Source organism: Thalassiella azotivora (assembly GCF_054781695.1).
On the sequence record NZ_BAAGTX010000031.1, the window covers coordinates 24,222 to 42,720 of the forward strand.

Here is an 18,499-nt window from a genome sequence, read left to right on the forward strand (position 1 = left end):
ACGTCGAACGGGACGCCGCCGGCTCAGCCGGCGGGTCGCACGAGGCCGCGACGTCGTTGCCGGAGCGTGCGAGCCAGGTCGCGCACCGCTCGAGTGTGCAACGGTGTCGCGCCGGCCGCCCACTCCTCGGCGACGTGGGACGTGGCCGCCAGAGCGTCGTCCAGGGTCCGCTCCGCGGCTCTGGCCGGTAGCCCGACCTCGTCGGCGAAGCGCAGGAGGTGCCGGCGGGAGAACCCGGCGGTCCGACCCTGCAGGGACAGGGCGAAAGTGGTGTCCCCGTAGGGGACCGTCGACGGGACGTCGTAGGCGGGGGAGACCCGCCACTCACCCTGGTCGGTCCCCAGGACGGACAGGTTCTTGGCGTGCACGTCACCGTTGCCGGTCAGCCAGGCGAAGCACAGCTGGCGGAACAGCGCGCGCGTCGCCACGACCCGCGCGGCGCACAGCCGTGCCAGGGCCTGGACCGCGTCCTCCGCGGTGACGGCGTACTTGTCCGCCGGGTAGATGCCGAGGGCCTGGGCGGCGTCCTCGACCGGTAGTGACGTGGTGGTGCCGTCCGCGGTCAGCACCCGGTCGAAGCGGGTGACGAGGAGACCGGGACGTCCGGTGCGGTCGCGAACCAGCCGAGCGTCGACGACGGGGAACCGTGCGCGGCGAGCGAGTCGGATGAAGTACTCCTCGTTCTCCACGACGTGCGGGTACTCGGGGGGATCGACCTTGAGCAGGTACCGCCGACCGGCGCTGCCGACCGGGACGGAGAGCACCCGCGCGGATGCCTTGTCCTGGACGCCGGCGAGGGCGACGGGGTCCACGACGCCCGCGGCCTCGAGGACCTCGGAGAAGGTCACCTCGTCGAAGGACCGGTCGACGACCACCAGAGGCTCCGGTTCCGCGACCGGCTGCCCCTCGAGGACGACGCGCACGTCGCCGACGGTGTCGCCTCCCACGGCGAGCAGCAGCGAGAGGTCGTCGTCCGCCGACGTCTTCACCGCGCGACGCAGGCTGGACAGCCGGCGGCCCTCGGGGAGGAGACCGGCGAAGAAGGGCGGGACCGCGCCCGCTGCTGTCACGACCGGCTGCTCGGTGAGGGGGAGGGTCGTCGCGACGGGCGGACCGCCGCGTTCGAGGTGGTCGTCGTGGTACCGGAACTCCACCGAGCCGTCGACCCGGCGCAGGGTCGCTGCGCGGTGGGCGCCCTTGTACACGTCGGCGACGTGGACGCGCCTGACGTCCTCGAGTGGTGCGGACGCCGGCGTGGAGCGAGGTCCTGGGCTCACGACCGGATCTCGGTCCGCAGCTGCAGCCCCAGGGCACCCAGCACCGCGAGGAGCTTGTCGAGCCGCACCGTCGCCTTCCCGTGCTCGAGACTTCGTACGAACCTGACCGACGTTCCAGCCAGGTCGGCGAGCTCCTCCTGCCCGAGCCCGAGCTCGCGCCGGCGGGTTCTGACCGCCGCGGCCAGGTCTCCCACACCGTCGTCCATGGAACCTCCTGGTCGGCACGATCGTGCCGATCTGTCCACCCTAGTGCGCACACGGACATTGCACACGCGAAAAACGGCACGATCATGCCGCTTCGGTTCGATCGGGCGACACGTGGCGGCGGACCCACGTCAGACAGGCACGATCGTGCCGGAGGACGTCGTGTCCTTACGATGCACCCGTGACCGGACGCGGGAGGGTGGGGGCGCTCCTCGTCGCGCTCGCGGTGGCCGCGGCGCTCGTCGCGGGGCTGACCTGGTGGCGCGGTGCGTCCGACGTCCCGACCGGCGAGGCCCGGGACCTGCCGCCGCTGCCGGCGGTCGAGCCCACGGCCGGGGAGCCGGCGTCCGACCCGGCGCTGGCCCGGTTCTACGACCAGCAGCCCGCGTGGCGGGAGTGCGGGGACGGCGTCCAGTGCACCGAGGTGACCGTCCCGGTCGACTGGGACGCCCCCGACGGCTCGACGATCGGCGTGGCGGTGGCGCGTCGTCCGGCGACGCAGCCCGACGACCGGCTCGGCGCGCTGCTCTACAACCCCGGGGGCCCCGGCGCGTCCGCGGTCGACTACGTGATCCGGTTCGGGGAGAACCTCACCACCTCCGCGGTCCGGGAGCGCTACGACCTCGTCGGCTTCGACCCGCGCGGCGTCGGGCGGTCCGCGCCCCTGGACTGCCTCACCGACGCCCAGCTCGACACCTACCTGGCGTTCGACGCCGACCCGGGGACCCCGCAGGGACTGCAGGAGGTGCGGGACGTCGCCGACGTCCTCGCCGCCGGGTGCGCCGCCAGCGCGGGTGACCTGCTCGGCAACGTCGACACGGTCTCCGCGGCCCGGGACATGGACGTCATCCGCGCCGTCCTCGGGCAGGAGCGGCTCGACTACCTCGGGGTCTCCTACGGCACGCTGCTCGGCGCCCACTACGCGGACCTGTTCCCGCAGCGCGTCGGCCGGTTCGTCCTGGACGCCGCACTCGACCCCCGCAGCAGCTACACCGACTTCATCGTCGGCCAGGCGGCCGGGATGGAGCAGGCGCTGAGGGCGTACGCGACCTGGTGCCTGGACCAGCGGGACTGCCCCCTGAGCGGTTCGGTCGACGACGCCGTCGGCCAGGTGCGCGCGCTCGGCGAGCAGGTCGACGAGCAGCCGCTCCCCACCGGTGACCCGGCCCGGCCCCTGACCGCACCACTGGCCCTCACCGGGGTGATCACCCCGCTCTACGAGGACTCGACCTGGCCTCGGTTGTCCGAGGCGCTGGAGGCTGCCCTGGCGGGGGACGGCGCCCCGCTGCTCGCGCTCGCGGACCTGTACGCCCAACGCGGCCCCGACGGCACGTACGCGGGCAACCTGCTCGAGGCCCTGCCGGCCGTCACGTGCCTGGACTACCCGGTGGACGACGACCCCGCGGCGATGCGGGCGGCGGCCGACCGGCTGCTGGAGGCGTCCCCGACGTTCGGCCCGATGCTCGCGTACGGGGAGCTCACGTGCGCGCAGTGGCCCGTGGGCGCCGTCCGCTCGCCGGGGCCCCTGACGGCCGAGGGTGCCCCGCCGATCCTCGTGGTCGGCAACACCGGCGACCCCGCCACCCCGTACGCGTGGGCCGTGGCCCTCGCCGACCAGCTCGAGTCGGGGACGCTGCTCACCTACGAGGGTGAGGGCCACGCCTCGTACACGCGTGGCTCCCGGTGCGTCGACCGGGCCGTGGACGCCTACCTGCTCGAGGGCACCGTCTGGGGGCCGCCGGCCACCTGCTCGTCCTGAGCCACCGGCGCGGTGGGAGCACCCACCCGGGCTTGCTATCCTCGTGCACCGTGCCGGGCAACCGGCGCTGCCGCCTTAGCTCAGTTGGCCAGAGCGATTCACTCGTAATGAATAGGTCGTGGGTTCGATTCCCACAGGCGGCTCCGATCGAGCACGAACGGGCCGGACCCCAGGGGTCCGGCTCGTTTGGCGTTCCTGGGTGATCTACGCCGAGCATGTCGACGCAGTTCCGGTCCCTGACAGGGACCGGAACTGCGTCGGTGGTGCGCTCGGCGCTGTCAGGAAGCGGAAGATCCGGCGCGTCGAGGGGCGTTGGATCTTCCTCGTTCACGTCGTGGGGTTTCCCGACCGGGGGCAGGGGTACGCCGTCGGGGACAGGGCGAGCGAAGTGAGCCGCTGCCGTGGCTGCCCGCGGTGCGTGGCTGACGGAGGGGAGCATGAGTCATGGCACGGAGACGATCCACGGCTGCGGCGGTAGGGGTCGCGGCGCTGCTCCTCGCCAGCTGCGGCGGTGACGAGACCGTCGTCGGCGAGGCCGCGGACGAGCAGGCGGACGCAGTCGCCATCCTCGGGGAGCCGGTGACCATCCAGGCAGAGGTGCAGGAGTTCGTGACCCCCCGTGTGTTCGTCGTCGGCGAGGGCACCGTGGTCATCGGCGGCGGGGACGTCCCGTTCGCGGTCGGCAACGAGGTCCAGGTGACGGGGACGGTGCGCCAGCTCGTTGTGGTGGACGTCGAGGAGGACCTCGGCATCGACTTCGCCGACGAGGAGGACGAGTTCCTCGCCGACTACGAGCGCCAGCTCGTGGTGGTCGCCGACGAGGTCGAGGTCCTGGAGATCTGACCTCCCGTCCCGGAGACGTCAGCCGGCGGACTCGCGGACCAGCACGTCGGTGCCCGGACCCGCCAGGTCCGCCAGTGCGACGTCGCGCCCGCTGAGCGCGAGGAGCAGCGACAGGGCAGGGCCGCGGACGAGTGGTCCGTTCCCGAGGACCAGGTCGGCGTCGGTGGCGACGACGCGGGTGCGCGCGACCACCTCCTTCGCGCCGCCGACCGCCGCGGGTGTGCGCGCCTGCAGCAGCAGCGCACGCGCGACGGCCTCCGGCGGGTAGGTGCGTCGCAGGCCGAGCGGCCGGCGGACGTCCTCACCGTGGACGACCTCCTCGACGAGCCGGCTGTCCAACGGCGCGGGTGCACCGGACGTGCGGTGCGCGACCTCGCCGAGTCGGCGCAGGGTCTCTTGCGGGTCCTGCCGGCGCTGCCGCTCCACCCCTCGGGCGTTGAGGCGGTGGAAGTCGAACCCCGCCCCGACGAGACGCGCTCCGAAGCTCACGGGGGTGGTGCGGGCGTTGTCGACGAGGTGCGCCACGACGTCGTGGACGGTCCACCCCGCGCACAGCGACGCACGGGCCCAGTCGGCGGCACCCAGACCCGCCAGGTCGCCCAGCAACGCCGTCCGCTCCGCGTGCACGAGGGCCCAGACGTGCCGCCGCTCGTCCTGCCGTGCCCGTCGTCCTCTCATGCCGCATCCGACCCCGGTGGCGGGTCGAACTCATCGCCCCGCGCGACCGGGCGAGGCTCAGGTCTCCAGGTCCGGCGTGTACCGGCCGTACCGCGCGGCGCCGTTCATCCGCGCTCGGTGCAGCAGGGCGGCCTGGGCGGCGACGCGGTTGGTGTCGTCGCCCTTCCACGCCCGCAGCACGGGTCCCTGCAGGGCCCGGCCGAAGGAGAAGCTGAGCTGCCACGGCTGCGGTTCGGCGCGGTTGAGCGCGTCGAGCCGGGCGGTCGCCTCCTCGTCGGTCATCCCGCCGGACAGGAACACGATCCCGGGGACGGCGGCGGGGACGGTGCGCCGCAGCACCGTGAGCGTGGCGTCGGCGATCTCCTGGGACGACGCCTGCCGGTCGCAGTCCGTGCCGGGGACGACCATGTTGGGCTTGAGCAGGGTGCCCTCCAGGTCGACGTCCGACTCGGCGAGCTGGGCGTAGACCTCCCGCAGCGTCCGCTCCGTGACGTCCGCGCACGTCGCCAGGTCGTGGTCGTCGTCCATCAGGACCTCGGGCTCGACGACCGGCACGAGCCCGGCCTCCTGGGCGAGGGCGGCGTACCGGGCGAGCGCGTGCGCGTTGGCACGCAGGCACGCGAGCGTAGGTCGCCCGTCGCCGATCCGGATGACGGCCCGCCACTTGGCGAAGCCGGCGCCGAGCTCGACGTACTCGGCGAAACGCTCGCGCAGGTGGTCCAGGCCCTGGGTCACGACCTCGTCGGGGTGACCGGCCAGGGGAGTCGTGCCGGCGTCCACCTTGATCCCCGGCACGATGCCCGCGTCCGCGAGCACCTGCGGGAACGGTGTGCCGTCGTCCGCGCTCTGACGGATCGTCTCGTCGAAGAGGATCACCCCGCTGACGAACTCCGCGAGCCCCTCGGTGCCGAACAGGATGCCGCGGTAGGAGCGGCGCACCTCCGGGGTGGGTTCGACGTCGATCGCAGCCAGCCGCTTGGCCATCGTGGGGTGGCTCTCGTCCGCGGCCAGGATCCCCTTGCCGGGTGCGACGACTCGCCGCGCGGTCGCTCTCAGGTCGCTCTGGACCATGCCGTCCGCCTCCTCCGTGGGGCGGCGCGCGCCGGGTGCTCCCGACGGTCGACCGCCTGGACCTGCCACCACCCTGCGCGCGCGGGGGCTCCCGGGTCAGGGGCGAACGTCCCGGTCGGGCGGGGTCGCGCTGCGGTGAGGTCCTAGGTCCCTGGTGGACGCCCGAGCCGGACCAGGAACCTACGGGGACGAAGGTTACGCAACCGTAGGTGGAGGAACCGTGTCGGACGCCCGCTCGCTGCCCGTCGTCATCCAGGGAGGGATGGGGGTCGCCGTCTCGTCGTGGCGCCTCGCCCGGACCGTCTCCCGCCTCGGCCAGCTCGGGGTCGTCTCCGGCACCGCGCTCGACACGGTCCTCGCCCGCCGCCTGCAGGACGGCGACCCCGGCGGTCACGTGCGTCGCGCCCTGGAGCACTTCCCCGACCCGGCGATGGCGATCCGGGTCCGCAGCCGGTACCTGCTGCCCGACGGCCGCCAGGGTCGCCCGTACCGGCCGGTGCCGAAGCTCACGCTCGACCAGTCCCGCGACCTGCAGGAGCTCACCGTCGTCGGCGCGTTCGTCGAGGTGTGGCTCGCCAAGGACGGCCACGACGGGGTCGTCGGCGTCAACCTGCTCGAGAAGGTCCAGATGGCCACCCCCGCCACGCTGCTGGGTGCGCTGCTGGCGGGCGTGGACGTCGTCGTCATGGGCGCGGGCGTGCCGCGCGAGATCCCGCGGCTGCTCACCGACCTCGCGGCCGGCCGGCCCGGTGGCGTGGGCGTCGACGTGGCCGGCGCGAGCGAGCAGCACCGCGTCGAGGTCGACCCCGCCGGGCTGCTCGGCGTCCCTGTGCCGCCGCTGCGCCGCCCGGCGTTCCTGGCGATCGTGTCGGCCACCGTCCTCGCCCAGTACCTCGCCCGCGACGAGCGGACCCGGCCCGACGGCTTCGTCATCGAGGGCGCGGACGCCGGCGGCCACAACGCCCCGCCGCGCGGCAAGGCGACGTACGACGCGGACGGCCAGCCCGTCTACGGCCCGCGGGACGTCGTCGACCTGGCGACGGTGACCGACCTCGGCCTGCCCTTCTGGCTGGCCGGCGGGCACGGCACCCCGCAGCGGCTCGCCGAGGCCCTCTCCGCCGGGGCGCACGGCGTCCAGGTCGGCTCGCCGTTCGCGCTCGCCGACGAGTCGGGCCTGCGACCGGACCTGCGTGACCGGGTCCGCCGGGACCTGGCCACCGGGGCCCTGGCCGTCCGCACCGACCCCGCGGCCTCGCCGACCGGCTTCCCGTTCAAGGTCGCCCGGGTGGCCGGGACCCTGTCCGACCCGGAGGTCTCGGCGGCGCGACCGCGGCTGTGCGACCTGGCGTACCTGCGCACCCCGTACCTGACCGAGGAGGGCGGGGTGGGGTACCGCTGCCCGAGCGAGCCGGTGCACCTGTACCAGCGCAAGGGCGGGGACGTCGCCGACACCGTCGGCCGGGCCTGCCTGTGCAACGCCCTCACGGCGGACGTCGGCCTCGGGCAGGAGCGCCGCGGCGGGTACGTCGAGCAGCCGCTGGTCACCCTGGGCAGCGACCGGTCCGCGCTGGCCGAGCTGGCCGCCGTCCACCCCGCCGGGTGGACCGCCGCGGACGTCGTGACGTGGCTGACCGCCGACCTGCCGGCGCGCGCGGCGAGAGAGCCGGTCGCCTCCGTCTGAGCGGACGCGGGGACCAGCGTCAGGCGCCGGTGCCTCGGGGGAGGCCGAGCGTCGAGAGCAGGTCCTCGTGCACCTGGACCCACACGGTGTGGCAGGAGTCTCGACCCGGTGCGTCGACCCACGCGTGCTGACCGGCCTGCACCCGGGCGAGGGCCGCGAGGTACCGGTCGGCGTGGCCGTCGAACCGGCTCAGCGCCCCCGCCAGCGACCCGCCGACGTCGCTCAGCGCCCGGCCCGCGGACTCCAGCCGGCTCAGGACGCGGTCGTCCCACCGGTGGTCGCTGTGGTCGTTGCGCGCCAACGGGTCCCACGGCTGCGGCAGCACCTGCCAGTCGGTGCACGCCTGGGTGAACCGGGCGTTCCACGGCACGAACCGCGCGTGCGCGTCCTCGACGACCCCGCGGGTGCCGGTCTCGTCGAGCTCGACGGCGAGCCGGCGCCCGTCCTCGGCTCGGCCCGCGTCCGTGGGCGTCCACCCGGTCGGTCCACCCGGTGCGACCGGGCCCACGTCGCGGACCCACCCGCGGGCCTGGGCGTCCAGGAGGTGCTCGGTGACGTCGTCGGGGTCGAGGTCGTAGCGCGCGGCGACCGCCGGGGCGCTCGCCCAGCCCAGGACCCGGACGCCGTGCAGCGCGAGCAGGTCGGGCGCCGACACGTGGGTCATGGCGCGCCCGCCTGCCCGGCGGACAACCGGTGCACGAGCCGGTCCAGGCGCTGCTGCGCCGCCTGGCTGGAGCGCAGGCCGAGCGCCTCACCGATCCGCGCCCACGTGATGCCGCGGGCGCGGGCCAGGAAGAGCAGCCCGGCCTCCGTGCCGTCGAGTTCCTGGCGCGCCGCGGACAGCAGCCGCAGTCCCGCGAGCACGTCGTCGTCCCGGGGGTCGTCGCGCTCGTCGCCGTGGCCGTCGTCCCGCCCGCGGTCGGGGCCGTCCGCCCGCCACAGGGCGAAACGCGCGAGGTCACCGGCGTCGGCGGGCTGGGACGGCGCCAGCCACGGCCGGTGGGGGAGGTCCCCGGCGCCCCGAGCGGCCAGGTGCGTCCGCGCGCTCCGCTCGGCCGCCGCCTGCTCGTGGTCCTCGCTCACCACGCCAGGCTGTGCCGTCAACACAGCGTTGTCAACGATCCGTTGATACGGGGCGGGTGGTGCCGGGGGCCGACCCGAGTGGTCGACCCCCGGCACCACCCGGTGGACGGGCTGGGCTCAGGACCGCCGCGCGAACACGTCGATCGTGCCGTTCGTGTCACCGGCGGCCAGGTTCGTGGCGAACGAGGTGAACGCCACCACCTGCGTGTTGCTGCTCAGCGTCGGCGCGGAGCTGACGCCGTTGGCCGCCGCGCCGTTGCCATCGACGCTGACGAGCGTGTTCTGCGCACCGCGGGCGGCGTCCAGCCGGGCGACGAAGACGTCCTGCACGGCCCCGTTCGGGTCCGACGAGACGAGGTTCGTCGCCTTGCTGGCGAACGCCACCACCCGACCGTCGTGGTTGATCGACGGCGCGAGGCTGTCGCCGTTGCCGGGGTCGTTGGTGGTCCCCGACGCGGTGCCGTTGACCACCCGCGTCGTCTGGCCCCGCACCACGTCGCGGTGGAACACGTCGACCCGGCTGTTGGTGTCCCCGGACACGAGGTTCGTGGCACGCGAGTCGAAGGCGACGGCGCGGCCGTCACCGCTCACCGCCGCGTTCCGGCTCGAGGAGTCCGCCTGCGCACCCGAGCTCGACACGCTGGCCCGCGACTGCACGCCCGTGCGGGTGCCGACGAAGACGTCCGTCGTCCGGTTACGCCGTCCTGCTCCTGGAGTGCCTGCACGACCTGGCCCGACCGGTCGAGGCGCTCACCGCCGCCCGCAAGGCGCTGGTCGACGGTGGCGCGGTGCTCGTCGCCGACGAGAACGTGGCCGAGGCGTTCACCGCGCCGGGCGACCTGGTGGAGCGGTTCATGTACGGCTGGTCGGTTAACCACTGCCTGCCCGCGGCCCTGCACGACGAACCGTCCGCTGGCCTCGGGACGGTGCTGCGGCCGCAGGCCGTCGCGGACCTGGCAGCGGAGGCCGGGTACGCGTCCGTGAGCGGTGTGGACGTGGACGCGGGCTTCCTCCGGGTCTACCGCCTGACCCCCTGACGGCCCCAGCTGCAGCGGACGTCACCAGCAGAGGCAGAACGGGTGCCCTGCGGGGTCGGCGTAGACCTGGAAGCCCTCCGCCGCTCCCGGGTCGTCCGCCGGCTTCAGCAGGGTCGCCCCGAGCTCGGTGACCCGACCGTGGGCGGGTGCGAGCTCGTCGACGTACAGGTCGAGGTGCAGCTGCTGCGGCGGCGACCCGTCCGGCCACAGCGGCGGGACGTGGTCCGGTGCGTGCTGGACGGCCAGCCGCGGCTCGCCGTCCACCACCACCGTCGCCCACGAGCCGCCGTCGTCGGCGTCCACCGACCCGCCCAGCACGTCCGCCCAGAACCGGCTCTCCGCCTCGACGTCCGCCGCGTCGAGTACCACGATCGTCCGCTTGATCCTCATGCAGACCACACTGGCACCGACCACCGACGTCCGGTGCGTCGCGCAGTGTCCGGGAGGTGGTGGACCGGTGGGGGCACGGCTGAAGGGCAGGCGTCGCGAGGTCGCGCGCCTGCTCGCCGGCGTGACCGACGCCGCCGCGGACGACGACGCCGTCCGCGCGGCGCTGCTGGTGGGGTCGTACGCCCGCGGCGCCGAGCGGGTCGGCAGCGACGTCGACCTCGTCCTCCTCGTCGACGATCCCCGCTTCGACGCAGGGCAGTGGCTGCAGCGGCTGCGGCCGGCTGCTCGCCAGGTACGACGTCGCTGCTGGGGGGTATTGGTTGAGCACCGGTACCGCCTGCGCAGCGGTCTCGTGGTCGAGCTCGGCGTCGCCCCCTCGTCGTGGGCCTCGCTGCCGCTGGATGCCGGCACGGCGCGGGTGCTGGGGGACGGTCACGACGTCCTGCACGACCCGGGTGGGCTCCTCGCCCCCGCGGGGTGGACGGGCGTGCGTGGGCGCGGTGGGCCGGAGACGGGTTCAGGAGGGCAGGTCGGCCAGGAAGCGCTCGTAGTCCTCGACGACGCCCGGGGCGAGCAGCGCCCGCGGCCAGAAGGTCGCGGTCAGCGCACCCACGAGCCTGACGTCCTCGACCACCGGGCGGGCGAGGGAGTGGGGAGCGGTGAAGCGCTCCACGGTGAGGTCGGCCCCCAGCAGCGAGCGGTACACGCGCTCGGTCTCGTCGACGTCGACGTTGCGGTCCAGCGAGCCGAGCAGCAGGTGCACGGGGACGTCGCGGCCGGCGACCGCTCGCAGGTCCTCGGTGGCGTCGGAGCGGACGTTGAGACGGGCGAACTCCCACCGACGCGCGGACATCGGCTCCTCGTCGGTCGTGCCGCGCAGGTACTCCTCGTACGACGCGCCGTTCAGGAGCAGCTCACGGGTGCGGTCGCTGTCGGCGAGCGCGGCCTGCCGCTCCTCGCTGCCGGCGCCGGCGTCGTCGAGGTCCGTGAGCAGGTCGTAGCGGCCCTGCCGCAGCCAGCTCACCGCCGGCCCGACGGCCACCACCGCGTCGACGTCGTCCCGGCTGGCGACGACCTTCGGCAGGACCCAGCCGGCCTGGCTGGCCCCCCACAGGACCACGCGGCCGGTCGGGACCCCGGGTTCCCGGTGCGCCCAGTCGAGCGCGGCGCCGACCTCCTCCGCGCGGTCCGTCATGGTCTGCGCCAGCCAGTCCCCCTCCGAGCCGCCGACGCCCGGCTTGCTCCAGGACAGGGTGGCGTACCCCGCGTCGGCGGCGCCCTCGAACCACGGCGCGTAGAGCCCGCCCAGCGTCGCGTCGGCCGGACCGTCACCGTGCACCATCACGACCAGGCCGCGGGCCTCGCCCGTCCGGGGGGTCGTCAGCACGCCGTCGAGGCGCCCGTCGGGGCCGGGGATCGTGACGGGCCGCTGGGTGAACCGGAAGTCGTGACCGACCAGGACGGCGCCGCCCAGCACCAGGACGACCGCGAGCAGGACGACGACGAGCCGGACCAGACGTTTCTTTATTCGCACGGTCGTACCGTAGAGGATAGATTCGGTGTGGGGACGACGGGTGCGGCTCCGCCTGCCGAGGTGCGGCCCGCGGCCCGGGTGAGGGGATGACGAGGTGCAGGCTCGACTGTCCGCGAGGACCGTGCTGGAGGCGTTCCTGCCCGCACGGGGCGAGGTTCCGCTCGGGCCCGTCTACGACGCCGCGAACCAGGCCGGTGTCGGCGACCAGACCCTGCGCCTGGCGATCCGGCGGATGGTCGCCGCCGGTGACGTGACCCAGAGCGGGCGCGGACGGTCCGGCGCCCTCGCCCTCACCGAGCAGGGGCGCGACGCGTTCCGCAGGGACCGGGCGGGCCTGGCGCTCGCCGCCGCCCAGGACACCGGGGAGCTGGCGTGGGACGGCCGCTGGCGGCTGGTGGCCCTGAGCGTCCCCGAGCGCGACCGGAGGGTCCGCGACACCGCCCGGCGGGACCTCCTCGACGTGGGGGCGGTGGCCGTGTCCACCGGCCTGTACGTCAGCCCGCACGACCTGGACGACGTCCTGCCGGCCGCCACCCGGGCGCACCTCACGACCGCCACGGCGACCGACCTCGACGTGCGCGGGACGAGGGACCCCCGCGCGATCACCGAGATGCTGTGGCCGGCCGCCCCGGTGCTCGAGGTGTACGAGGCGACCCGGCAGGCGCTCGCCGCGGACCGCGACGACGGCTCCACCCCCGTCCTCGTGCGCCGCCTGCTCCTCGCCGACGCCCTGGAGCGGTCCATGCGCCACGACCCGCTCGTCCCACCCGAGCTGCGCGCCGGACCCTGGCCGCCGAGCGCGCTGCGCCTCGCGTGGGCCGAGCGGTGGGAGCAGCTGAGCGCGCGAGACGACTACCGGCTCTACGACGGCTGGTAGCCGCCGACCGAGCCGCGGACCGAGCGGCCGAACGACCGCCGACGAGCCGGGTGACGCCCTGGCAGAGCGTGACGGCGACGCGGCAGCGAGGATGAGCCGGTGGTCGACACCCCGTCGCGGACCGCGACGACCGAGCAGGACGCCCCGGACCCCCGCCGCTGGCGAGCGCTGGTGGTGTGCCTCGTCGCGGGTTTCATGACCCTGCTGGACGTCAGCATCGTCAACGTCGCCCTGCCCTCCATCGAGCGCGCCGTCGACGCGAGCGCGTCGGACCTGCAGTGGGTGGTCTCCGGGTACGCGCTGACGTTCGGGCTGCTGCTCGTGCCCGCCGGTCGCCTCGGGGACGCGCGCGGGCGCCGTACCGTGTTCGTCGCGGGGGTCGCGCTGTTCACCGCCTCCAGCCTGGCGGCCGGGCTCGCGCCGAGCTCCGAGGTGCTCGTCGTCGCCCGGCTGCTGCAGGGTGTCGGTGGCGGGCTGCTCAACCCGCAGGTGTCCGGTCTGATCCAGGAGCTGTTCCGCGGCGCCGAGCGCGGCAAGGCCTTCGGCGCCCTCGGCGCCACGATCGGGGTCTCCACGGCCGTCGGTCCGCTCGCCGGCGGGCTGATCATCGGGGCGCTGGGGGAGGACGCCGGCTGGCGGTGGATCTTCTTCGTCAACCTGCCCATCGGGCTGGCCGCGATCGCGCTGGCCTACCGCCTGCTGCCCGCGCCGCCGGCCCGGCCGCGCCGGCGTGAGGACCTCGACCCGGTCGGAGTGGTCCTGCTCGGCGCCGCCGTCCTCGGGCTGCTGCTGCCGCTGGTGCAGGCGGAGGCCGGTGCGAGGGCCGGGGCGACCTGGCTCGTCGTGGCCGCCTCCGGCGCCGTGCTGATGGGCCTGTTCGTGCTGTGGGAGCGGCGCTACGCCGCCGGTGGCCGCACGCCCCTGGTGGACCTCGAGCTGTTCCGGCTGACCGGCTACAGCGCGGGGGCGACCATCGCGACGCTGTACTTCTCCGGCTTCACCGCCGTCTTCTTCGTCCTGACCCTGTACGTGCAGAACGGCCTCGGGTACTCGGCGCTGATGGCCGGGGTGGTGCTCACCCCGTTCGCCGCGGGGTCCGCGGTCACCTCCGCGGTCGGTGGCCGGTACGTGACGCGGCTGGGCCGGCCGCTCGTGGTCGCCGGCCTCGTCCTCGTCGTCGTCGGGCTCGTGCTCACCGACGTCGTGGTGCAGACCGTCGGCGACGACGCGCTGGTGTGGTGGGTGTCCGGCCCGCTGCTGCTCGCCGGGCTCGGCAGCGGCCTGGTCATCTCCCCGAACATCACCCTCACCCTGTCCCAGGTGCCGGTGGTCCGGGCCGGGACCGCTGGCGGTGTCCTGCAGACCGGCCAGCGGATGGGGACCGCCGCCGGCATCGCCCTGGTCGGGGCGGTCTACTTCGGGACCGCGGCCGGCGGCGACCTCACCGAGGCCGCCGTCGTCGCGCTGCGCGTGACCACCGGTCTCGTCGTCGTCGCGCTCGTCGCCGGGGTCGCCGACGTCCTGCTCGGACGGCGGCGCGAGGCCGGCGCCCGGGACTGACGAACCGACCGGACGTATCAGGGCGAGCCGCCCGCGCTCCTGTCGGCGTCCCTGGGAGCCCACCCGCAGGAGCAGTGCCGTGCCCGCCACCACGCGACTCGACGCCCACCCGCTCTCCACGCAGGCGCCGCCTGCATGGTCGGACGACGCCGGGGACGTCGAGCGCGCCGCCCGCGCGCTGGCCGGTGGGCGGGCCGTGGCGCACCCGTTCGCGACGATCTACGCGATCAGCTCACGGCCCGAGCAGACCGTCGTCCGCCGGGTCAACGTCCTCAAGGGACGGCGCCCCGACCAGGTGGGCAGCGTCACCACCACGCCCGACCGGCTGGCGGACCTGCTCACGGCCGCCCGGCCGACGTCCGCCCGACCCGACGCCAGCGTCGCGGCACCGCCCGCACCCGACGAGGCGCTCGCGGTCGTGCGGACGCTGCTCGCGCTCGGCCCGTGCGGCTTCCGGGTGACCGCCCCCGACGGCGTCCCGGCCCACCTGGTGGCCATCGACGCGACGGCGGGCACGCCTCGCCGCACCGTCCAGGTCATCCAACCCGGCGACCTGTGCCCGTCGGTCCGGTTCGTCGACCGCTGCCTGGCGCTGACGGGTCTGGACTACCTGCACGTCACGTCCGCCAACCGGTCCCGGCACGCCACCGGCACGGCGGAGGAGCCGCCGCACCACCGCGCTGACGACCTGGCCCGCGACCTCGGGTGCACCGACCTGCACGTGCTGCGGCACCCGGACGAGCACGCGGCCCGGCGCGACCACCCCCTGCACGCCCCGACGTCGACGACCGTCCTGTCGCTGCACCGCGCCGTGACCTCGCAGCGGGGACGGCGGGCCCTCGTCGTCGACCGACACGGGTCGCTGTCCGTGCGGACCCTGCGCGCGCTGCTGCTGCCGATGGGGTGGGACGTCGTCCTCGCCCCGGCGGCGGAGCGCCGGCTGACCCGCCGCTGGTACGGCCCGACCGACCCGACCTGAGCCGCCGTCCCGCTCAGCCGGGACGCCGGGGCGTCGCCGACGCCGCGGTCGCCACCCCCGCGGCCACGGCGACCGCGCCCAGCCCGACCAGCCGCGACAGCCGCGCCGCCCGCGGCACGTCGCCGGGAGCCACCGGTCGACCGCGACCGAGGACGCCCCGGTCCTCGACGGTCCCCGCGTAGGCGTTCACCCCGCCGAGCCGCACGCCGAGGGCCCCGGCGAACGACGCCTCGACCGGTCCGGCGTTCGGGCTGGGGTGCTGGCGGGCGTCCCGCCGCCACGCGGCCAGGGCGGCGCGGGTGCCGCCGGACCCACCCGGTGCGAGGACGGCGGCGAGCAGCGCCGCGCAGCGTGCAGGGACGAGGTTGGCGACGTCGTCCAGCCGTGCGGACGCCCACCCGAACCGCGCGTACCGGGGGCTGCGGTGGCCCACCATCGCGTCCAGGGTGTTGACCGCGCGGTACCCGAGCAGCCCGGCAGGACCCGCGACGGCCCCCCACAGCAGTGGCGCCACCACCGCGTCGGAGGTGTTCTCCGCCACCGACTCCACGGCCGCGCGGGCGACCCCGCAGGCGTCCAGGGTCGTCGTGTCGCGGCCGACGAGCCGCGCCACCTGCCGCCGCGCGCCCGGCAGGTCGCCGGCGTCCAACCGGGCGTGGACGGCGTCCGCCTCGCGCACCAGGGACCGGCCACCGAGCACCGTCCACGTCGCCGCCGCCGTCACCGCCATCTCGAGCAGGAACCGGCCGCGGACCGCCCGCTGCGCGGCGGCGCCGGCCCCGGCCGCCGCGCCGACCACGACGGCGGTGAACACCGCGCCCCGCACCCGGTCGTCGGCGTGCACGCGGCGCTCCAGCGCCCCGGCGGCCCGCCCGAGGCCGGCCACGGGGTGCCAGCGCCGGGGGTCCCCGAGCGCCGCGTCCAGCGCGTAGCCGACGAGCAGCCCGGCGGCGCGGGCGCTCACCGCGCCACCGGCGCGGGCGCGGCCAGGTCGGGCAGGACGGCGTCGAGTGCCGCCAGCAGCGCGTCCGTGGTCGCCTCGTCCCGCACCGCCACCCGCACCCAGTGGGCACCCAGGCCGGGGAACGTGTCGCCGCGCCGGACGGCGAAGCCCCTCTCCCGCAGCCCGTCCCGCAGCCCCAGGGGCCCCCGGACCAGGACGAAGGGGGTCACCGGGTCACCCACCACCGGCAGGCCGCGCTCGCGGAGCCCCGCGACCAGCGGGGCCCGCCACCGGCTGACGGTGGCGGCCCGGGTCAGCGCCTCGTCCGCCGCCCGCGACCCGCAGCACGCGACGGTCGCGGCGACGGCCGCGGTCGAGACCGACCACGGCGGCTGCTGGGTGGCCAGGTCGGCCACCACCGCGGGGTCACCCAGCGCGTACCCGGCCCGCACCCCGGGGATCGACCACGTCTTCGTCAGGCTCCGCAGCACGACCAGCCCGGCGGCCCGGGTCGCCGCGAGCGACTCGCGCTCACCCGGGACGGCGTCCGCGAACGCCTCGTCCACGACCAGCACCCGCCCGGGGCGCAGCAGCTCGAGCAGCGCGCCGGCCGGGTGCAGGACGCCCGTCGGGTTCGTGGGGTTGCCGACGACCACGAGGTCGGCGTCCGGAGGCACGAGCCGCGGGTCGAGCGCGAAGCCGTCGGCCTCCCGCAGCAGCACCCGGTCGACCCGGTGACCGGCGGCGCGCAGCGCGGCCTCCGGCTCGGTGAACTGCGGGTGCACGACGACCGGACGGCGCCACCCGCGGGCCCGGGCGACCAGCGTGAACGCCTCGGCACCACCCGCGGTGGGGAGCACCTCGTCGACGGGCCGGTCGTGCCGGGCCGCGACCGCCGCACGGGCGGGTCCGGCGTCCGGGTAGGCGTGGACGGCGTCCAGCGAGGACCGCAGCGCGTCGTCCAGCCAGCCGGGGCGGGGGCCGGGGTGGACGTTGACCGCCAGGTCGACGAGTCCCGGCCCGACCTCCCGGTCGCCGTGGTGGTGCAGGTCGACCTCGTCACCGACCGGCTCGTCCTCGCTCACGGGTCGGCAGGCTACGTCGCCGCCCGGGGACGCCGTCCACGCAGTCCGCTCGGCGAGCGGGCGCCCGGGTGGCGCCCCGGTGGGCGGGCGGTGAGGGTGACGGGGTGCAGACGTTCCTGCCGTTCCCCGACTTCCGGCGCAGCGCCGAGGTGCTCGACGCGCCACGGCTGGGCAAGCAGCGCGTGGAGACCCTGCAGGTCCTGCGCGCCGTCACCATCGACGACTACGGGTGGGGCAACCACCCCGCCGTCACGATGTGGCGCGGCCGCACCGAGGCGCTGGTCCTGTACGGGCTCGAGTGCGTCCGGGCCTGGGTCGGTCGCGGGCACGCCGACACCACGGCGGACCAGATCGCCGAGTTCGCGCCCGGGGTGCGCGCCGGCGACCAGCGGCGGCTCGCGGACGAGGGGGCGCTGCCGTCGTGGGTCGGCGACGAGCGGCTGCACCGCAGCCACCGCTCGGCGCTGCTGCGCAAGGACCCGGCGTTCTACCGGCCGCTGCTCGGCGACGACCCGGACGACCTGGAGTACCACTGGCCGCCCGCGGACGACCTCCCGGCGACGCCGCTGGACGGGCGCCCGGTGTGGGTGGTCCGCCCCGACGACGACGCCACGCTCGGTCGCTTCCTCTCCGACGGGGTGGTCGGGCTGGGCGCCGGGTCGGGCCTGGCGGTCGACGTCACGGGGATGGACGACGCGGCGCTGCGGGCCGCCCTGCGCGAGCACGCCCCGGGACGGCGTCCGGGCAAGGCGCTGCGCCAACTGCGGGCGCTCGCCGGGCAGGTCCGCCCCGGCGACGAGGTGGCCGTCCCGGTGTCAGGGGGGACGGCGCTGCTCACCGGCACGGTGGAGGGCGGCTACGGGTTCGACCCGCTCGTCGAACCGCTGCACCGTGTCCCGGTGCGCTGGCGCGAGGTGGTCGACCGGGCTGCCGCCCGCCCGCACGGAGCGCTGCAGGACCCCCGCGCGCTGTTCGCCGTGCACCTCGTCCAGTGACCGTGGGTGCACGGTCGGTGGCACTTCGTCCGGTTCGCCGGACTGGTGGTGACACGTCGTGATCACCTGCCTAGGATGCCGCGGGTGCGACCCACCCGGACGGAGCAGGCAGGCACCTTCGACGACGACGCGACCGGCGGCCCGGGGCGCCGCCGCGACCGACGACGCGGCCGCGTGCTGCGACGCGTCGCCGTCGCGACGACCGCCGCCGTCGCGCTGACCGGGGCCGGCCTCGCCTTCGCCGCCCCGTCGTCCGCACCGTCCGACGTCGTGGCGACGGCCGCGGAGCTGTGGCCCCTCGGGGACCGCGGCGCGCGGACGTCCCGGGACGACGAGCGACTGCCCGTGGTCGACCTCGACCTCGGCCCCGAGTTCGCTCCCGCGCCGCTGGCGTCCGACGGCTCGTCGGGCCGCGGAGGAGCCGGCGGCTCGTCCGGTGCCGGCGCGCCCGGCGCGACCGCGGAGGCGACGCCCCTGCCGAGCGCTGAGCCGACCGCCGACCC

18 protein-coding genes, 1 tRNA gene and 3 pseudogenes are annotated in these 18,499 nt (G+C 75.7%); 11 read left to right on the forward strand and 11 right to left on the reverse strand.

Annotated features, from left to right (window positions below; all coding sequences use genetic code 11):
- Nucleotides 1-23 precede the first annotated feature (23 nt).
- Nucleotides 24-1,277, reverse strand: a complete 1,254-nt coding sequence (locus tag ACYVQV_RS17390) for a type II toxin-antitoxin system HipA family toxin (RefSeq protein ID WP_461024583.1) — start codon at nt 1,275-1,277, stop codon at nt 24-26.
- On the reverse strand, nt 1,274-1,483 hold the full coding sequence (locus tag ACYVQV_RS17395) for a type II toxin-antitoxin system Y4mF family antitoxin (RefSeq protein ID WP_461024584.1): 210 nt from the start codon (nt 1,481-1,483) through the stop codon (nt 1,274-1,276). The genes ACYVQV_RS17390 and ACYVQV_RS17395 overlap by 4 nt, the downstream gene beginning before the upstream one ends.
- Nucleotides 1,484-1,662: 179 nt before the next feature.
- On the opposite strand from ACYVQV_RS17395, the gene ACYVQV_RS17400 reads away from it, so the two are divergent.
- The 3 genes from ACYVQV_RS17400 to ACYVQV_RS17410 all read left to right on the forward strand — a co-directional run bounded on the left by ACYVQV_RS17400 (nt 1,663) and on the right by ACYVQV_RS17410 (nt 4,083).
- Entirely contained in the window at nt 1,663-3,240 is a 1,578-nt protein-coding gene (locus tag ACYVQV_RS17400; protein ID WP_461024585.1) for an alpha/beta fold hydrolase, read from the forward strand.
- Between the two features lie 69 nt (nt 3,241-3,309).
- A tRNA-Thr gene (locus tag ACYVQV_RS17405) sits at nt 3,310-3,383 on the forward strand.
- A 301-nt stretch (nt 3,384-3,684) separates the two neighbouring features.
- Nucleotides 3,685-4,083, forward strand: coding sequence for a hypothetical protein (locus ACYVQV_RS17410; RefSeq protein WP_461024586.1), 399 nt, complete (start codon nt 3,685-3,687; stop codon nt 4,081-4,083).
- 18 nt (nt 4,084-4,101) lie between these two features.
- Here ACYVQV_RS17410 and ACYVQV_RS17415 read toward each other — a convergent pair whose 3' ends face one another.
- Both ACYVQV_RS17415 and ACYVQV_RS17420 read right to left on the reverse strand, forming a co-directional pair.
- Entirely contained in the window at nt 4,102-4,761 is a 660-nt protein-coding gene (locus tag ACYVQV_RS17415) for a maleylpyruvate isomerase family mycothiol-dependent enzyme (protein ID WP_461024587.1), read from the reverse strand.
- A 57-nt stretch (nt 4,762-4,818) separates the two neighbouring features.
- On the reverse strand, nt 4,819-5,832 hold the full coding sequence (locus tag ACYVQV_RS17420; protein WP_461024588.1) for a class I fructose-bisphosphate aldolase: 1,014 nt from the start codon (nt 5,830-5,832) through the stop codon (nt 4,819-4,821).
- A 262-nt stretch (nt 5,833-6,094) separates the two neighbouring features.
- On the opposite strand from ACYVQV_RS17420, the gene ACYVQV_RS17425 reads away from it, so the two are divergent.
- Nucleotides 6,095-7,513, forward strand: coding sequence for a nitronate monooxygenase (locus ACYVQV_RS17425; protein WP_461024601.1), 1,419 nt, complete (start codon nt 6,095-6,097; stop codon nt 7,511-7,513).
- A gap of 19 nt (nt 7,514-7,532) precedes the next feature.
- On the opposite strand, the gene ACYVQV_RS17430 is transcribed toward ACYVQV_RS17425, so the two are convergent.
- The 3 genes from ACYVQV_RS17430 to ACYVQV_RS17440 all read right to left on the reverse strand — a co-directional run bounded on the left by ACYVQV_RS17430 (nt 7,533) and on the right by ACYVQV_RS17440 (nt 9,187).
- Entirely contained in the window at nt 7,533-8,177 is a 645-nt protein-coding gene (locus tag ACYVQV_RS17430; RefSeq protein ID WP_461024589.1) for a transcriptional regulator, read from the reverse strand.
- Nucleotides 8,174-8,596 carry a hypothetical protein gene (locus tag ACYVQV_RS17435; RefSeq protein ID WP_461024590.1) on the reverse strand — a complete coding sequence of 141 codons (423 nt, stop codon included), beginning with the start codon at nt 8,594-8,596 and terminating at the stop codon, nt 8,174-8,176. The genes ACYVQV_RS17430 and ACYVQV_RS17435 overlap by 4 nt, the downstream gene beginning before the upstream one ends.
- Before the next feature lie 117 nt (nt 8,597-8,713).
- A complete protein-coding gene (locus tag ACYVQV_RS17440; protein WP_461024591.1) occupies nt 8,714-9,187 on the reverse strand; it encodes a hypothetical protein in 474 nt (157 codons plus the stop codon).
- Nucleotides 9,188-9,384: 197 nt separating this feature from the next.
- On the opposite strand from ACYVQV_RS17440, the gene ACYVQV_RS17445 reads away from it, so the two are divergent.
- The gene (locus tag ACYVQV_RS17445) at nt 9,385-9,633 is read left to right on the forward strand and encodes a hypothetical protein (RefSeq protein WP_461024592.1); all 249 of its coding nucleotides are present in this window, start codon (nt 9,385-9,387) and stop codon (nt 9,631-9,633) included.
- Between the two features lie 21 nt (nt 9,634-9,654).
- On the opposite strand, the gene ACYVQV_RS17450 is transcribed toward ACYVQV_RS17445, so the two are convergent.
- Entirely contained in the window at nt 9,655-10,023 is a 369-nt protein-coding gene (locus ACYVQV_RS17450) for a VOC family protein (RefSeq protein ID WP_461024593.1), read from the reverse strand.
- Here ACYVQV_RS17450 and ACYVQV_RS17455 point away from each other — a divergent pair.
- Nucleotides 10,022-10,270: pseudogene (locus ACYVQV_RS17455) on the forward strand (nucleotidyltransferase domain-containing protein); the annotation flags it as partial. The gene ACYVQV_RS17450 and the pseudogene ACYVQV_RS17455 sit on opposite strands and share 2 nt — an antisense overlap.
- Before the next feature lie 270 nt (nt 10,271-10,540).
- On the opposite strand, the gene ACYVQV_RS17460 reads toward ACYVQV_RS17455, so the two are convergent.
- Complete coding sequence (locus tag ACYVQV_RS17460) at nt 10,541-11,557, reverse strand: alpha/beta hydrolase family protein (RefSeq protein WP_461024594.1); 1,017 nt, start codon at nt 11,555-11,557, stop codon at nt 10,541-10,543.
- A 94-nt stretch (nt 11,558-11,651) separates the two neighbouring features.
- Between ACYVQV_RS17460 and ACYVQV_RS17465 the strand changes: the two genes are divergently transcribed.
- From ACYVQV_RS17465 to ACYVQV_RS17475, 3 genes are all read left to right on the forward strand, one after another.
- Nucleotides 11,652-12,434 (forward strand): PaaX family transcriptional regulator, encoded by a 783-nt coding sequence (locus tag ACYVQV_RS17465; RefSeq protein WP_461024595.1) that lies wholly within the window; start codon nt 11,652-11,654, stop codon nt 12,432-12,434.
- 99 nt (nt 12,435-12,533) lie between these two features.
- Nucleotides 12,534-13,994 (forward strand): MFS transporter, encoded by a 1,461-nt coding sequence (locus ACYVQV_RS17470; protein ID WP_461024596.1) that lies wholly within the window; start codon nt 12,534-12,536, stop codon nt 13,992-13,994.
- Nucleotides 13,995-14,073: 79 nt separating this feature from the next.
- Complete coding sequence (locus ACYVQV_RS17475) at nt 14,074-14,973, forward strand: hypothetical protein (RefSeq protein ID WP_461024597.1); 900 nt, start codon at nt 14,074-14,076, stop codon at nt 14,971-14,973.
- Nucleotides 14,974-14,986: 13 nt separating this feature from the next.
- On the opposite strand, the gene ACYVQV_RS17480 is transcribed toward ACYVQV_RS17475, so the two are convergent.
- Both ACYVQV_RS17480 and cobC read right to left on the reverse strand, forming a co-directional pair.
- Nucleotides 14,987-15,937, reverse strand: coding sequence for a cobalamin biosynthesis protein (locus ACYVQV_RS17480; RefSeq protein ID WP_461024598.1), 951 nt, complete (start codon nt 15,935-15,937; stop codon nt 14,987-14,989).
- Nucleotides 15,934-16,968: pseudogene (gene cobC, locus ACYVQV_RS17485) on the reverse strand (Rv2231c family pyridoxal phosphate-dependent protein CobC); the annotation flags it as partial. The gene ACYVQV_RS17480 and the pseudogene cobC, both read right to left, overlap by 4 nt.
- Nucleotides 16,969-17,105: 137 nt before the next feature.
- Between cobC and ACYVQV_RS17490 the strand changes: the two are divergent.
- Together ACYVQV_RS17490 and ACYVQV_RS17495 are read left to right on the forward strand one after the other, a co-directional pair.
- On the forward strand, nt 17,106-17,996 hold the full coding sequence (locus tag ACYVQV_RS17490) for an MSMEG_6728 family protein (protein WP_461024599.1): 891 nt from the start codon (nt 17,106-17,108) through the stop codon (nt 17,994-17,996).
- Between the two features lie 84 nt (nt 17,997-18,080).
- Nucleotides 18,081-18,499: pseudogene (locus tag ACYVQV_RS17495) on the forward strand (hypothetical protein); the annotation flags it as partial.